Here is a 16,567-nt window from a genome sequence, read left to right as displayed (position 1 = left end):
TAAGCTAAAATAAGTAATTTAATGCGATTATTCCGTAATAATTTATTGGTAATCCCGGATAATAAAATCTTGGTTGGGCATTTCCAACGGCAGTTGCATTAGTCAGAATCATTGATGCGTATTTCTCATTTGTGACATTGTTTATGCCAGCGTCGATATGCGCTTTTAAACCTGATAAAATTTCAAATTGATAACCGGTTTTTAAATTTAATAAAGAGTAAGATTCTGAAAAATCAGCATTGGAATCGTTTAGCGGAATTTTATCTGTAAACTGAAAATCGGCCGAAAAATAAAATCCGGAAGTTGTGTTTAAAGTAAAACCTGCACTTGCAGTATTTGCAGGAACTCCGGTTAATTTGTTTCCTGAGAAATCATTTCCGTTATCTACAAACTCTTTAAATTCATAATTCCCAATTGATGTTCCGACATAAGAATTGAATGTAAAAATTCGATTTATTGGCCAATTGTGATGTAGCGAAATTTCTATTCCTTCATGAAAAGTTTTTCCGGCATTTACACCTTCATATTGATCATCGCCAATTCTTTTGGCAACTAATAAATCTTTAATTTCCATTCTATAAACGGCAATTTGAGTGTACAGTTTTTTATCGAAAAAATGAAGTTTTCCACCCAATTCAAAATTATAACCTGTTTCTGGTTTAATATTTTGATTGATGTTTCCGGTGCTGGTTAAAGTTTCTTCGGTTGCAGGAAGAGAAAATCCTCGGCTTACAGAAAAGTAAAAAGTTTGAATTTCATTCGGCTTAAATAAAAAAGAAAACTGTGGGGAAAAAATACCATCATAACTATATTCTTCCTTTGGATTATTCGCGGAAGCGGGAAAATCATTTTGAAGTTCAAATTTTGTTTTGTTGTAATTTAAGCCTGCCTGAATTTCAAATTGATCAGAAAGTAAAGTTCTGATTTGTGAAAAAACATTGTAAAAATGCCTTTTTTGATCGGTTGCCGAAAGTTGATCACCTTGTAAACTTCCGTTTCCGTTATTTTGCTGATATAAATTTTGGAAAGTATTCCCACTGTAATTATCGCTGAAATATTCTATTCCGCCAATAAATTGATTATTGATTTTGCCGATTTTAAAATCTCCTGAAAATTGGGTTCTCACTCCCGAAGCAAAAGTATATTGACGCAAAATATCAAAAGGACGCGGTTCGTTGCTGTCTTTATAATTGATAAAAACAGAAGTCGAATTGCTGAGGTGATCGTTTATTCTGAAATCATAAGCCAATCCGCCCAAAGTCGATTTGTATTCTTTGAATCCTTTTGATGCAACCCAAGTTGGCGCACCCGCTTGCGGATTATTTTCAAAAGTGGTTTTGTTAATCGAACTCGGAATAAAAGCTTTTAAATAAGTATAATTGGAGAAGTAAGTCAGTTTGCTGTTTTTCTTTCGAAATAATTCTCCAGAGAGTGTAATTCCTTCCCTATTATAAGCGCTGTTTTGGCGCCAGCCGTCAGTCTTTAAATTGTGATAACTTAGATTTAGAGAACTGCTTTTTTCATTCAAATCAAAACTGACTCTGTTTTTCAATAATCCAAAAGAGCCAAAAACAGAACTTATTTCAGTTTGACAATTGACTTTTTTTAATGTTTGAGGAGAAATTAAAATTGCTCCGCCCAATCCCGCGCCATAAATGCTAGAGAGTGGACCTTTTATCACTTCAATTTGATTGATGTTTTGAAGATCAATATCATCAATAACTGTTTCACTATTTCCGGAAGTTAGCGGAATAGTTCCGTAAAAAGCCCTGATTTTATTAGTTCCGTATGGAGTTCTGGCGCCAATACCGCGAATAGAAATTCGCGTTGTGGTAATATTCGACGATTGCATAAAAACACCAGGAATCGTATTAATGACATTACTGATATCTGTGGTATTATTTCGAAGCAATTCTTTTTCAGATAAAATACCAATCGAAGCCGGACTGTTTTGCAAGTCACGATTAATATGAAGCGGACTTATTAAAACTTCATTTAGTTTTTGAGTTTTGACAGAATCAATATTTTGAATTTCTTTTTCCTGAGCAAAAATGTTTAGGGAAACAAAAAGCACAAAAAGAAGAGGAAAATATTTTTTTGAAATCATAAAGAATTGAAATTAAGGGCGAGTTTTTTAACACATAGAAACATAGCATTTATTGAGGCAAAGAGGGCGTTTCACTTATTTAAATTCACATAGCCAACTATGTGTGAAAACGAGTTTTCTTTTCAATCTTATTCTACGAAACAAAAACCTATGTTTCTATGTGGTTAAAATATTTTCGTTTGGAATTTTATTTATTCGCAGTAACCTTCCAAATTGTATTTCCGCTATCATCATTTACCAAAAGCGATCCATCTTTCATTACAGTAACAGCAACTGGGCGCCCGTAAACTTCTGCTTTATCATTATCAGAAATAAATCCGGTTAAAAAATCTTCTGGTTTTCCTGAAGGTTTTCCATCTTTAAAAGGAACAAATAAAACTTTATAACCTGAAATTATAGAACGATTCCAAGAACCATGTTGTCCTATGAAAGCACCATTTCTGTATTTTGCAGGAAAAGCATCTTTAGTATAAAAAGCCAATCCAAGAGAAGCAGTATGGGCACCTACTGGAACATCCGGAACGATAGCTTTTTTTACTAAATCTGTTCGTTCGCCTTTCAGTCTTGGATCAGGAATACTTCCAAAATACGAGTAAGGCCATCCGTAAAAACCGCCCTTTTTTACGCTCGTAATATAATCTGGAACTAAATCATCGCCAAGTTCATCTCTTTCATTTACTGCAGTCCAAAGTTCTTTTTTGTTGGCCGGATTCCAATCCATTCCCATTGGGTTTCTAAGTCCGTCAGCATAAATTTTTTCGCCAGTTCCATCAAGATTGATTTCTAAAATGGCAGCGCGACGAATTTCTTTATCCATTCCGTTTTCTCCCACATTGCTTCCAGAACCAACACCAATATAAATTTTTGTTTCTTCAGGATTAGCAAGCAAGCTTCTTGTCCAGTGATTGTTGTATCCTCCAGCTGGCAGTTCAACAATTTTGACACCCTGAGTTTCTAATTTTAGTGGCGCGTTTTTATATGGATATCGATAAAGTCCGTCAGTGTTTGCAACATAAAAAAAGTCTTTTAAAATTAACATTCCTAAAGGTCGGTTAAGGCCTTGTAAAAAAACTTCACGAGTTTCATATGTCCCGTCTTTATCTTTGTCGCGCAAAATTATAATTTGGTTTTTACTCGTTCTTGTACCGCTTTCAACAACAAAAATATCATTGTTTGGACCTATATAAGTCCAGCGCGGATTACTAAAACCGTCAGCAAATTTTGTAACTGTAAAACCTTCTGGTGCTATTGGCGTTTTTCCTTCAGGCCAGCCTATAACTTTACTGTTCTTTGTTTTTGATTCGGTTGCGTATGGCGGTGGCAAGGTGAGATCGCCTATTGCAGTTTTTACAACATTTGCAGGTTGTTTAGATAGCGCTTCTTTTTCTTCCTTTGTTACCTGTCCTTGACATGCTGTTAATATCAAGAACGCCGAAAAGATTTGTATTGTGGTTTTCATTGAGGTTTGTATTAAAGTTTAAAACGCCTCAATTTAATAAAAATAAAAAGATTTTTTTCGAAAAGATCTATTTAATGTGCTTAAAAAAACTCAGACAGTTTATTTTGATACTTACAGTTAAGTTGTAATTCTGTATCTTTGTCCATTATTTTAAATTTGAAAATAATGATACAACTTCACGATAAACAATTTGTTCCGTTTATTTCGGCTAAAGAAATTGATTTTGCTTTAACCAAATTAGTTGCTCAGGTAGAAGACGATTTTGGAGATGATACGCCAATTTTTATTGGAGTTTTAAACGGCGCCTTTATGGTTGTTTCCGATTTTTTGAAAAAATATAAAAAACCATGCGAAGTTTCATTTATAAAAATGGCTTCATATGAAGGAACTGAAAGTACAAATTCGGTTAAAGAATTGATAGGAATCAATCAGGATTTAACGGGTAGAACCGTAGTAATACTTGAAGATATCATCGATACCGGAAATACAATCGAAGAGTTAAAACAATTATTTAAAGAACGAAATGTAAAGCATTTTAAAATTGCAACGTTATTCTTTAAGCCAGAAGCGTACAAAAAAGATATTAAAATCGATTATATTGGAATCAGAATCCCGAATAAATTTATTGTAGGTTATGGACTAGACTATGATGGTCTTGGTAGAAACCTGACAGAGATTTACAAATTAGCTGAATAATTTTAAAACAAACACAACTATATATTCATTTTAAACTTCTTAAAGTAAGAAGTCACAACACTAACAGTCATTATGATTAACATCGTTTTATTTGGAAAGCCTGGTGCAGGAAAAGGAACTCAGGCAGAATTTTTAAAAGAAAAATACAATTTAACGCACCTTTCAACGGGAGATATTTTCCGTTTCAATTTAAAAAATGATACTGAACTAGGAAAAAAAGCAAGAGTTTTTATGGATAACGGAGAATTAGTTCCGTGCGAAGTAACAACTGCCATGTTAATTGATGAAGTAAAAAAACACCCTGATACAGCAGGATTTTTGTTCGACGGTTACCCAAGAACAATCGATCAGGCTAAGGCTTTAGATAAATTTTTGCCAACAATTGGTTCAAGCGTTACTGCTACAATTGCTTTGGAGGCTGATGATGAAATTTTAGTAGCACGTTTACTAGAAAGAGGAAAAACAAGCGGAAGAGCTGATGATCAAGACGAAGAGAAAATTCGTGTAAGATATCAGGAATACAATGAAAAAACCGCTCCATTAATTGGATATTATAAAGAACAAAACAAGTTTCACGCCGTAGACGGTATCGGAACAATTGAACAAATTACAGAGCGCTTAACGTCAGTTATAGATAATTTGTAGAAGCTAATCAAGCTGTACGTGAAGTCCCGATAGCTATCGGGACGCTAAAAAAAAACTATTTTTCCAAACCATAAAACGAGCTTCCTTCGGTCGCTGTTTTCTGGCAGGAAAAATTAGTTTTTTTAGCCCTGGGCTCTTCTATTTCAGCTGGGCTAAAAAAAGAAGAATACGAATAGCATAATAGTTATAACGAACCAAACAAATAACGAATCTACTAAACATTGGAAATACTAATAATATTTTTTCTAATACTATTAAACGGAGTTTTCTCGATGTCAGAAATCGCATTGATTTCGGCTAGGAAAAACAGACTTGAAACAGCAGCGAAAAAAGGAAACAAAGGAGCCAAAATTGCGCTGGATCTTGCTAATTCTCCAAATAAGTTTTTATCAACAGTACAAATCGGAATTACCTTAATCGGAATTTTGACAGGTATTTACAGTGGTGATAAAATTACAATAGATGTAGAGAGTTTTGTTTCAAGTTTCGCGGCTTTAAAACCTTACGCGCATTCAATTGCAGTTGGGATTGTAGTTGTTGTCTTAACTTTTTTCTCATTAGTTTTAGGCGAATTGCTTCCAAAACGAATTGGATTAAACTATCCAGAAACCATTGCAAAAATGTTTGCAATGCCAATGAAAGTGATTTCGATTATTACGGCACCTTTTATTTGGCTCTTAACGTCTTCGACAGATTTTTTATTGAATGTTCTTCAGATAAAACCAACCGCTGACGGAAAAGTTACCGAAGAAGAAATTAAAGCAATCATAAAAGAAGGAACTGAAGTTGGTGAAGTTCAAGAAATTGAACAAGATATTGTAGAGCGTGTTTTTCATATTGGTGACAGAAAAGTAAGTTCACTGATGACACACCGCAAGTCGGTAGATATGCTTCCGTTAAAAGAAGATAAAGCTAAAATCAAAGAATTAATCGTTCAGGATTTGCACACTGTTTATCCAGTTTACAATGACAATTATGATGATATTGTTGGTATTGTAACTTTAAAAAACATTTTTGCACATATTGAAAATGATAATTTTGATTTGGCTTCAATAATGACTGACGCGCCTTATTTAATGGAGCAAACAACTGCTTATAAAGCGTTGGAAAACTTCAAAAAAACAGGTGTTCACTACGCTTTAGTTTCAGATGAATATGGAGTTTTTCAAGGTATGATTACTTTGAATGATATTTTGGAAGCTTTAGTGGGCGATGCATCAGAATTTTATAAAGATGAATTTCAGCTTATCGAAAGAGAAGATGGAACATGGCTGGTTGACGGACATTATTCATTGCACGATTTCTTAACGTATTTTGAGTTAGATGAACTCACAAACGATTACGAAGTAAATACCGTAAGCGGAATGATTATGACCGAGCTTTCGCATATTCCAAAAGAAGGCGAGAAATTAGTCTGGCAAAAATTCGTTTTAGAAGTCATCGACATGGATGGCGTTAAGATTGATAAAGTACTTGTAAAAGCGCTTAAAGAGTAGAGAGAATTTGTTTCAGGTTTCAAGTTTCAGGTTTCAGGTTAGCGTAACGCACTTAACTTGAAACTTGAAACCTGAAACTTTGAAACTACACATAAACAAGAAAAAATGACAGAAGGAAATTTTGTAGATTACGTTAAGATATTTGTTTCGTCCGGAAAAGGAGGAAAAGGATCTACGCATTTACATAGAGAGAAATTTATTGAAAAAGGTGGTCCAGACGGAGGAGATGGAGGTCGCGGTGGACATGTATATTTAGTGGGAAATAAAGGACTTTGGACATTGTTTCATTTAAAGTTTGCGCGTCACATTAAAGCAGGACATGGTGGAGACGGCGGTGGAGATCGCAGTACCGGTGCAGATGGTGATGATAAATTTATCGAAGTGCCATTAGGAACTGTTGTAAAAGACAAAGAAACCGGAGAAACTTTGTTTGAAATTACCGAAGATGGTGAAAAAAGAATTCTTTCAAAAGGAGGAAAAGGAGGTTTAGGAAACTGGCACTTTAGAAGTTCAACAAACCAGACTCCAAGATATGCACAACCAGGTTTACCGGGTGTAGAAATGGATGTTATTCTGGAACTTAAAGTTTTGGCAGATGTTGGTTTAGTTGGTTTTCCCAATGCAGGAAAATCTACATTATTGTCTGTACTAACGTCAGCAAAACCAAAAATTGCTGATTATCCTTTTACAACTTTAAAACCAAACTTAGGAATTGTTGCCTACAGAGATTTTCAGTCTTTTGTAATTGCTGATATTCCTGGAATTATTGAAGGTGCAGCTGAAGGAAAAGGTTTAGGACATTATTTTCTTCGTCATATTGAGCGTAATTCGACTTTGTTGTTTTTAGTTCCTGTTGATACGCCAGATATTAAAGCGGAATATGATATTTTAGTTAATGAATTAACGAAATATAATCCTGAAATGCTTGACAAAGAACGTCTTTTAGTAATCTCAAAATGTGATATGCTAGATGACGAACTAAAAGCTGAACTAAAAGCTGAACTGGATGTTTCTTTTAAAGATGTTCCGTATATGTTTATTTCATCTGTAGCACAGCAAGGGCTTACAGATTTGAAAGATAAACTTTGGAAAATGCTTAACGAGTAAAAGTTTAAAAATATTTTTAAAAAAGGCGTCCAATACAACGGACGCCTTTTTTATTTGTTTTAATGTTAAATTCGTAATTAAACGATAAAAAAGAATCATTATGTTTTATTTTAAGAGTCGATGAGGTATGATAATTATGAAAATGCGCTATATTCGCATCACTTAAATAAAATAATATGAAAAAAATAGTTTTATTCTTAACCATGTGCTTAATGGCTTTTCCTGTAAGAGCTGATGAGGGAATGTGGTTTTTGATGTTTATCGAAAGATTGAACCATAGAGATATGGAGAAAATGGGACTTCAATTAACAGCCGAAGAAATTTACAGTATTAATCACCACAGTTTAAAAGATGCAATTGTACAGTTCAACGGAGGTTGTACTGCCGAAATTGTTTCTAAAGATGGTTTGGTTTTAACCAACCACCATTGCGGTTATAATGCAATTGCAGAACTTTCAACTGCAGAGCAAAACTATTTGAAAGACGGTTTCTGGGCAAAAGAAAGAAGTGCTGAAATGAAACCAAAATCATTATACGTACGTTTCTTTGTTCGCATGGATGACGTTTCTAAAAGAATTTTGTCAAAAGTAAATGATCAGATGACAGAAACAGACAGAAACAAAATCATTCAGCAAGAAATAAGTTTAATTGAAAAAGAAAACAGCGAAAATGGAAAATACACCGTTTCTGTTCGTCCTTTCTTTCAAGGAAATGAATATTACTATTTTGTTTACCAAGATTACACAGACGTTCGTTTAGTAGGAACGCCTCCTGAAAGTGTTGGTAAATTTGGTGGAGATACTGACAACTGGGAGTGGCCTCGTCAAACGGGTGATTTCTCAATGTTCAGAGTATATGCTGATAAAGATGGAAATCCAGCAACTTATTCAAAAGAAAATGTGCCATTACAGCCAAAACATTATTTGCCTGTAAGTATTAAAGGTGTGAAAGAAAATGATTTTGCAATGATTCTTGGTTATCCTGGTAGAACAAACCGATGGATGCCGGCTGGCGGAATCGAGCAAAATGTAAATTATGCTTATCCTGCTTGGGTTGAAGGTGCAAAAACAGGAATGGACCAAATGAAAAAGTATATGGATAAAGATGCGACTGTTCGTTTGCAGTATGCTTCTAAATATGCTTCGACTGCAAATTATTGGAAAAACCGTCAAGGTATGATCGATGCTTTAACAAAAGCTGGAACAGCAAGTGCAAAGGCAGAGCAAGAAGATAAGTTTTATGAGTGGGCAAGTAAACCGGCTAATAAAGATAAATACGAAAATGTAATTCCGACGATTAATGATTATTACAGAGAGACGAACTTAAAAGCGCGTCACGATAATTATTTATCTCAAGTTTTGCGTACATCAAGTTATGCAGCTGGACCAGCAAATCTAGGAAATGCTTTAATTGCTTATTATAAAGAGAATGATGCTAAAAGAGCAGAATTATTGCCTAAGATCAATGCTTTAGTTGAAAATATTTATGGTAATTTTTATGCACCTTTAGAAAAAGATGTTTTAACAGCTCAGTTGAATTTATATGCTGCTAAAGCATCTGAATACGGACTTGCTCCAGAAATCGCAAAAATGAAAGCCGCTAATAATGGCGATTTTACAGCAGATGTAGCAAAAGCAACTGAAGTAAGTTACTTTACAAATAAAGAAAAAATAGTGGCATTTTTAGTAGATCCTAAACCATTAGCAATTGTACATGATCCGTTGTATATTATTTCTAATGATCTTTTGACTAAATCGCGTGCTAAAACCGACGATCAGGCAAAAGCTGATGATGGTTTTGCAATTGCTTACCGCAAATTAGTAGAAGGTTTGAGAGAATCAAAACTGAATGCAATCAAATATCCAGATGCAAACTCTACTTTAAGATTGACTTATGGAAAAGTACGCGCTTTGCCTGCTGATCCTCGTAACGATGCAAAAATCAACAACTATACTACAATGGAAAGTATGGTTAAAAAATACAAAGCAGGAGATCAGGAATTTGACTTGCCAGCTCGTTTGTTAGAATTAAACAAGAAAAAAGATTACGGACAATATGCTGATAAAGCGGGATATATGCCAGTAAACTTTTTGACGGATAACGATATTACAGGAGGAAACTCTGGTTCACCGGTTCTTAACGGAAAAGGAGAATTAATTGGAATTGCTTTTGACGGAAATATCGAAGCTATGGCTGGAGATGTTATATTTGATCCTAAATTGCAAAGAACAATCAACGTTGATATTCGTTACGTTCTTTGGATTATTGACAAATACGCAGGAGCGAAAAACATTATCGACGAATTGACGATTGTGAAATAATCTAAATTTATTTATAAAAAGTAAACCCGATAGTTTTAAAGCTATCGGGTTTTTATTTTTTTTAATTTTGAAAAAGTATGTCAACCTGAGCGAAGTCGAAGGCTCGCCAATTGAAACGGGTCTTCGACTTCGCTCAGACTGACAAACTTCTCTCAGACTGACAAAAGATAGATTATATGCTTTTGTTGGAATTTGGGATTTAAAACTTAATTCACTTTCACTCTAATACCTTTTGTATGGCTTGTAAATTCTGGCGCATACATACTTTGAATTGTAGTGATTCCGTTTGAGAATTCACCGCCGTTATTTACTCGTATATCGTATTCTAAAACATAAGTTCCTTTGTTGATTTGATCAAAGAAAAAGTGTGTTGCAGCGTCTTTTGTACTCGTGTAAAATCCTAGTCGATCTTTATACTGATATTCTGAAAGTACATTTACAGGTTCAAAACACGAAGCGCGCATATCCTTCAAATGAACATATTCCATATCTTCTTTCGAAGTAATAATTAGTCGGACAGTTACTAAATCGCCAATTTTTAAAGGATTTTCAGTTGTTATTTTTTGTAATTCATCGCCTTTTGAACTGTTTTTCTTTAGATACAATTCTTTCGAAACAGATAAGACTGCACCCGAATTATTTTTGATTTTATCCAAATCTTCAAAATATTGCCAATAAACACCGCCAAAACCTGGAACTTTAGATTTGTTTTCGATTTTGATTGAAGCCATTTCTTTTTTAATTTCTTCTGGTTTCCAGTTGAGTTTTATATAACCCGTTTCAGCTTCTTTTTCATTTTCGGCTAATTTTTTGGTAGCGATTTTCTCGTCACCCAATTTTATAACGGTATTGTCTTTAACAGAAAGCCAGTCGGTTCCTTGCATTAATAAGGCATAAATAGCTTCGGTTGTTGATTTTGTTGTTGGCCAATTTTTGGTTTGTTTGTTTTTCAAAAGCCATACTTTCATTGCATCAACAGATTTGGTATCGTTTGTCACTTCGGCGAAAGCCTCAATCAATAAAGCCTGAGTCTCAATTGGCGCCTGATACCAATACCAGCCCGCTTTATTCGCAATCCAATACATTCCCCAATCTTCATTATTTGAAGAGGTTTCTTTTAAACTTTCAATTATTTTTTTGGCCGTCTCTTTTTCTCCAAAGCGATTCAGCGTTATTGCGGCCAATCCTTTTTCGTAAAGTGAATATTGAAGCCACTCTTTTTTAGCAGTATCTAAATATAATTTTGACGCCTTTTTTAATTCATCTGACATTGGATATTGCTCCAAATAAAAACTTCTAGTATATAGATAATGTAAATCAGAATAGGGATTGATCCATATTAATTTGTCGGTTGATTTTAAGTTTTTAGTTCTCGTTCTATAAAACTCTAAAAAGAAATTGTCAATATACGGAATTCCCGTTTTTGCAATTTGATCGATTTTTTGGTTATTATCTTCAGATTTGCTCAACTTTGCTAAATGACCTAAGCCGGCAAGAATATGTCGTGTAATATATTCGTTTTCTTGGGAACCATCAAACCATGCAAATCCGCCAGACGATCTTTGCTTTTGTTTTAATTTTTGAAAAGTAGCTTCTTGTGAAGTTTTCATTTTTTCTAAATCAAATAAAAGCGCTACGTTTTTCTTCTTCTCATCTTCATTTTGTGCATCATTCAACCAAGGCGTTTCGGCAAGAATTATCGATTTTAATTCTTCGTTTTCTTCTAATTTTGAATGCAGTTTTCCGTTTTTTCTCCAAGTTTCAAAAATGGATGCAATTTTCGGATTGCTCGAAATAATTTCAGACGCCAGTGCATTTGCATAAAATCTAGCAAAAGTCTGTTCTGCGCATTCATGTTCGTATTCCATTAAATAAGGAAGCGACTGAACGGCAATCCACGTTGGGTTTGAAGTATATTCAAGCGTAAATTGATGATTTCTTAAAGTCGAAGAATTGTTGTTTTTTAAATTCTCAAAGGTGTATTCTTTGGTCGAATTTTCGCGAACCCAAAGTGGAATACTTTCGGTAACCAGCATATTGTTGGTTAAAACTGGCAATATGTTTTCTTCTCCATCAGAGAAATTGCCGGATTTTGCCACAATTTTATATTGAACGCCTTGCAGACCTTCGGGAATAGAAATCGTCCAGGTTGCTGTTGTATTTCCGAAAGCACTAACGTTGAAATTTCGAACATTCTTTGCGTTGCCCATGTTTACATCTATTGGCTGCATGGTTGTGGCGTCAAAAAACTGTAAACTTGCGATTCCGGTTTTTGCTTCATTGGTCACATTCGAAATTTTGGCACTAATCACGATCGTATCTTTTTCTCTCAAGAATCTTGGGAAATTCGGCAAAACCATCAATTCTTTTTGCGTGATAATGCTTTTTTCTAAATAACCCGAAACAGCATCTTTATTATGTGCCAATAAACGAAGTTTCCACTTTGTCAAAGCTTCGGGAGAAGTGAAGTTGAAACTTATATTTCCTTTTGAATCTGTTTTTAAATGGGGCAGAAAGAATGCTGTCTCCGATAAATTTTTTCGTGCTTTTACTTGGGTTAATTCTTCTAATGTTTTTTTGGTTGTAATAATGATTGCGCCGTTTGCACCCTTATTTCCATAAAGCGCAGTTGCTTCTTGCTCTTTTAAAACGCTGATGGAAATAACGTCTGAAGAATTTAAGTTCTTAACTGCTTTTTCATCAGCAATTTCACCATCAATAATATATAAGAGATTTGTAGCTGTGATTGAAGATGTGCCACGGATCATAATTTTATCAGATGGAACTTGTGTAACTTCTACGCCACTTACTGTTCCTGATAGAATTCCTTCAGTATTATAAACATTATTATCTTCTTCAACTACCATTTGTGCCGCTGAAACCTGTGTTACAGAACCAGTAAGAGGCATTTTTTTTTGAGTTCCATAACCAGTAACGACAACTTCTTTTAGATGACTAGAGTCATCTTCGAGACTTAAATTTATAACTTTGTCATTAGTGACCTTAACTGAAGTATTTTTTAATCCGAGATAAGAGAAAACTAATTCTTCGCCAGTTACAGCTTCAATTTCATAATAACCGTCAAAGTCTGAAGTTGCACTTCTTTTTGTGCCTTTTACAGTTATTGAAACTCCGGGAATTGCTAATTCGCTAGTGTCTGTAAGAATTCCCGAAATCATTTTTGCGTTTGCAGGTTTTTTTACTTTTTTAGTGAGCTGTTTTAAATATTGGCTTTGCTGATAAGCGGCATTTGGATTATTAAAATCAAAACCAAACCAAATTAAGCTTGTCGACTCGCTCGAAAACTGCATTTTTGGAATATAGCTGTTTAGATTTTGTAGTGTTTTATATATTTGGCCAAAACCGAAGATCGTTTTTCTATTGCCCGAATTATAATTGTATTCATTTATTGCCGGACCAATCCATTGTTTAGAAGTAAATTGGTCTAAAGAACTGTCATACATCGATGCCAAAACTTCGGCTTCTTTTTTAGTGTTACCTGCTTTTAGCTGAAATGACCAATTTTCATTGCTTCCGGGTTCGATTTTACTTCTAAAGCTTTCTGCCTTCCATTCTAATTTTGGTGCTTCAATTTTTAGCGTAATGTTTAATTTATCATGAAAAACTTGATTTTCGAAAATACTTTCAAAGGTTATTTTTAGTATTTTTTCAAATTCAGGTTTAAGCGGAATTTTAACAACGATTTCATTGTTTTGAAGATGACTAGTTTCTTCAAAAAATAATGCACTTTTATAATTTCCGGCCGTATTTATATAAAGTTCTTGAATTGGCGAGGTCAGTTTTATTTCAACATAGCCATCTTTTTTTGGATCGCCATTAATTTGCTGTGCTGTAAATAATTTACTCGAATCAAACTTGTCTTTGCTTTGCGTTAACTGAAAATTTGTTGTGGCTTCAATTAGATTGTTAAAACTATCATTTGCACTAAAAACAACTTTATAGTTTCCAGATTTATAATTTGAAATAAAATCTAGCGGAATCGTTTTATCTTTTTCGGTGTTTACTTTTTTAGAGTAAACCAAAGTTTCTTGTGGCTCATTTAAAAACTCTTTTCCTGTGATTTCATATGGGAATAATTTTTCGAAATCTTCATCTGAAATAGTTTCAATTTCTGGTTTTTCAGAACTTCTAATTTTAAATTTATTCAAAAACGGACGGACAAAATATATTTTCACTTCGCCATTTGCCGCTTTAAATTCGCCGTTGAGGTTGGTGCTGGTTAAAATAATTTCGTTTTTGTCTTTGGTTTCAATTTTATTAGGCATTGCAGCTTCTAAAATCAAATCATGGTAACCTACTTTTATTTCGGTGCGTGAATCATGCGTTTCACCATTAATATCGGTGACCGAAACTTCAATCTCGTAGGTAAAAATGGGTAATTCTTTTTTATTTGAATCTTCAGGAGACAACGCAATAAAATCTATAACAAATTTGCCCGAAGCATCGGTTTTTACTTCGCCATCGGCAATTTCTTCTTCATCTTCTCTGCCAAAATAATTATTCATATAACTGGTGAAACGCTTCACGGTATAATCTACTGTCCCGTCAGAAACATTGCTTCCGGCAAAAGCTTTTGCAGTACCTTTTACTTTTACAGGTTGATTGACTTGAAAAGTTTCTTTTTTAGGATCAAATGTGACTTCAAATTTTGGACGTTTATATTCTTCAACTTTAAAACGAGTTTGAGAATACTCAAAATCTACTGTTTTCCAGAACGGATATTTCTCTTTTTCTTTGGCAAAATCAGCTGGTTTTAGGGCTGTAATACTAAAATCACCTGTTAATCCAGTTTTTGGTAAAGTAAATTCTCCCGAAAAAGATCCAAATTCATTTGTAGTAATATTGAATTCTTTGAAATCACTATTGTTGGGATCTTGAATCAAAACCCTAAAAGCAGTATTTGGAACAACACTTGTTTTGTCATTGCTTTTCTGAATTGCAATTCCTTTAAAATATGCGGTCTGGCCCGGACGGTAAATTGCGCGGTCCAAGTAAAATTCTACTTTCGCTTTCAGATTTTCAGGCAGATTTGCATTATAAACTTCATTGCGCGAAATGTAATTATTTAAGATTGTAAGTGTATCATTTTCAAATGAAACCTGCAACGTTTCGTAATTTCGACCATCAATTGTTTTTTTATAAGAGACTACACCGTTCTTATCGGTTAAGGCTGTAAATCTTGACGAATTGACCTTTACATTTTTTAAAGGATTTCCCTTTTTTCGATCCAAAACTTGGTACGTTTCGACCATATTGCTTTCTGCCACTGCAATCGCGAGATTAGTTACAGTCAAGGTTTCATAAGTCATTACCTTTTCGTCTTTTGAATCTTTTTCAGTTTCAAAATAAACAAGATAAGATCCTGTTTTTAGATTCGGCAACAACACTTCAGTTGTGTATTCAAAATAATCTTTTTTATCTTTTAAGGTGTAAGTTTTGGTAGTTTCTGGCTGTTTGTTTTTTACAATTTCATCGGCGACAGCGTCTCTTGAATTTTGATATCCAGTAAAGAAAGAAACTTGTTGTTGATTGATTTTATAAAATGAAATTTTTAAATGCTCCACATTTTTATATCGTATAAAAGCGCGAGTATTTTCATTTTCATAAATATATTTTTGAAGCTGGACTGTCAATGATTTTGAAAGCAGTTTTTGTTTTTGACTTATAGCTTTCTTGTGCTCATTCGATCTGTTGTTGACTTGTATAATGCTGTCTAAAATAGCAAGAGCCTTAGTGTTGTAATCTGGATATAAGGTTTTTGATGCAAATGGAACCAAATACAGAACTTTTTCCAATTGAATTTTTTGAATTAAAATTTTGTTATCAGTATTTTTTTGAAGTTTATAAAGTGCATTAAAATAATCTTCGTCGTTTTGAAATAAGAAGTTTTTGCAAAAAAGCAAACGTTCAAATTGATTGTTTACTGTTGGGCTGATGTTTTCTTTTTTTTGATAAAGCGAAATAGCTAAACGAAGATTTTCATTAGTTATAAAATCTAAATTGATTTTTGTAAATGCCGAAGTGTCTCCGAAGAAATCTTTTTTATAAGGTATAAAAACAATTTTCGAGATTTCCCAAGTGCGTAGTTTTTGAGTGTAAAAAGTGATGTTTTCGCCTAAAACGTAATCATATAAATTTTCGGTTTTGAATTTTTCTGAAGACGTATAATCAAATATAGATTCGTATTTGCTAAGAGGTGTGTTTTTTAGAATATTTTGGTTCTGCAACGCTTCTTTCATTGCAGTATTTATTTGATTGTTAAAATTCTTCTCAGTCCATGTAAGAAAATCAGCATCAACTATTTCAATGTTAGTACGCCCTCTGATCTGATAATTGTTTTTGTTGAAATAATCATTCAAACATTTGACATAAACAATGTTTAAAATGGCTTTTGATGGAGTAGAAACCTGATTTATTATCGCTTTTAAATTATTTATAATCTTGGTTTGTGCATTTTCTTCCAGAATTTGGATGTATTTGGACTGATAGAAAAAGCATTTTATTATTTGTTCTTCATCTTTATTAGCTTTTGCCTTTTTGTAAATTTCACTGACAATTTCATTAGCAGATTTTATTTTCCCTTCATTTTCTAAAGCAATAATTTTGTCCCATTTTTTATCAAATTGCTGTGCAAAAATTGTGGTAGAGAGAAATAAGAATGCAAATAATATATTTTTCATAAATCGGTTTTCTAGTATAGAGGATTATATAGGCC

The 16,567-nt window shown here is 33.7% G+C and carries 8 protein-coding genes; 5 read left to right on the top strand and 3 right to left on the bottom strand.

Going from position 1 to position 16,567, the window contains the following annotated elements:
* Nucleotides 1–4: 4 nt before the first annotated feature.
* The gene (locus EV145_RS12635) at nt 5–2,107 is read right to left on the bottom strand and encodes a TonB-dependent receptor (RefSeq protein WP_133525551.1); all 2,103 of its coding nucleotides are present in this window, start codon (nt 2,105–2,107) and stop codon (nt 5–7) included.
* Between the two features lie 187 nt (nt 2,108–2,294).
* A complete protein-coding gene (locus tag EV145_RS12630; protein WP_133525550.1) occupies nt 2,295–3,566 on the bottom strand; it encodes a PQQ-dependent sugar dehydrogenase in 1,272 nt (423 codons plus the stop codon).
* Between the two features lie 165 nt (nt 3,567–3,731).
* Between EV145_RS12630 and hpt the strand changes: the two genes are divergently transcribed.
* From hpt to EV145_RS12610, 5 genes are all read left to right on the top strand, one after another.
* Nucleotides 3,732–4,262 (top strand): hypoxanthine phosphoribosyltransferase, encoded by a 531-nt coding sequence (gene hpt / locus EV145_RS22605; protein ID WP_243739257.1) that lies wholly within the window; start codon nt 3,732–3,734, stop codon nt 4,260–4,262.
* 72 nt (nt 4,263–4,334) lie between these two features.
* On the top strand, nt 4,335–4,907 hold the full coding sequence (locus EV145_RS22600) for an adenylate kinase (protein WP_155103691.1): 573 nt from the start codon (nt 4,335–4,337) through the stop codon (nt 4,905–4,907).
* A 221-nt stretch (nt 4,908–5,128) separates the two neighbouring features.
* Nucleotides 5,129–6,403, top strand: a complete 1,275-nt coding sequence (locus EV145_RS12620; protein WP_133525549.1) for a hemolysin family protein — start codon at nt 5,129–5,131, stop codon at nt 6,401–6,403.
* Between the two features lie 105 nt (nt 6,404–6,508).
* On the top strand, nt 6,509–7,510 hold the full coding sequence (gene obgE, locus EV145_RS12615) for a GTPase ObgE (RefSeq protein ID WP_133525548.1): 1,002 nt from the start codon (nt 6,509–6,511) through the stop codon (nt 7,508–7,510).
* Nucleotides 7,511–7,686: 176 nt separating this feature from the next.
* Nucleotides 7,687–9,831, top strand: a complete 2,145-nt coding sequence (locus EV145_RS12610; RefSeq protein ID WP_133525547.1) for a S46 family peptidase — start codon at nt 7,687–7,689, stop codon at nt 9,829–9,831.
* Between the two features lie 206 nt (nt 9,832–10,037).
* Here the strand turns inward: EV145_RS12610 and EV145_RS12605 are convergent, their stop codons facing one another.
* Nucleotides 10,038–16,532 carry an MG2 domain-containing protein gene (locus tag EV145_RS12605; protein ID WP_133525546.1) on the bottom strand — a complete coding sequence of 2,165 codons (6,495 nt, stop codon included), beginning with the start codon at nt 16,530–16,532 and terminating at the stop codon, nt 10,038–10,040.
* Nucleotides 16,533–16,567 lie beyond the last annotated feature (35 nt).

Origin of the sequence: Flavobacterium sp. 245 (genome assembly GCF_004362055.1) — a bacterium.
Taxonomy (GTDB): Bacteria; Bacteroidota; Bacteroidia; order Flavobacteriales; family Flavobacteriaceae; genus Flavobacterium.
This window is presented reverse-complemented; position numbering and strand designations above follow the sequence as displayed.

What these genes read in the sequence shown, in the direction of transcription:
- EV145_RS12635 (WP_133525551.1), bottom strand. Translation starts at nt 2,107, where the DNA reads ATGATTTCAAAAAAATATTTTCCTCTTCTTTTTGTGCTTTTTGTTTCC.
- EV145_RS12630 (WP_133525550.1), bottom strand. Translation starts at nt 3,566, where the DNA reads ATGAAAACCACAATACAAATCTTTTCGGCGTTCTTGATATTAACAGCA.
- hpt (WP_243739257.1), top strand. Translation starts at nt 3,732, where the DNA reads ATGATACAACTTCACGATAAACAATTTGTTCCGTTTATTTCGGCTAAA.
- EV145_RS22600 (WP_155103691.1), top strand. Translation starts at nt 4,335, where the DNA reads ATGATTAACATCGTTTTATTTGGAAAGCCTGGTGCAGGAAAAGGAACT.
- obgE (WP_133525548.1), top strand. Translation starts at nt 6,509, where the DNA reads ATGACAGAAGGAAATTTTGTAGATTACGTTAAGATATTTGTTTCGTCC.
- EV145_RS12610 (WP_133525547.1), top strand. Translation starts at nt 7,687, where the DNA reads ATGAAAAAAATAGTTTTATTCTTAACCATGTGCTTAATGGCTTTTCCT.
- EV145_RS12605 (WP_133525546.1), bottom strand. Translation starts at nt 16,532, where the DNA reads ATGAAAAATATATTATTTGCATTCTTATTTCTCTCTACCACAATTTTT.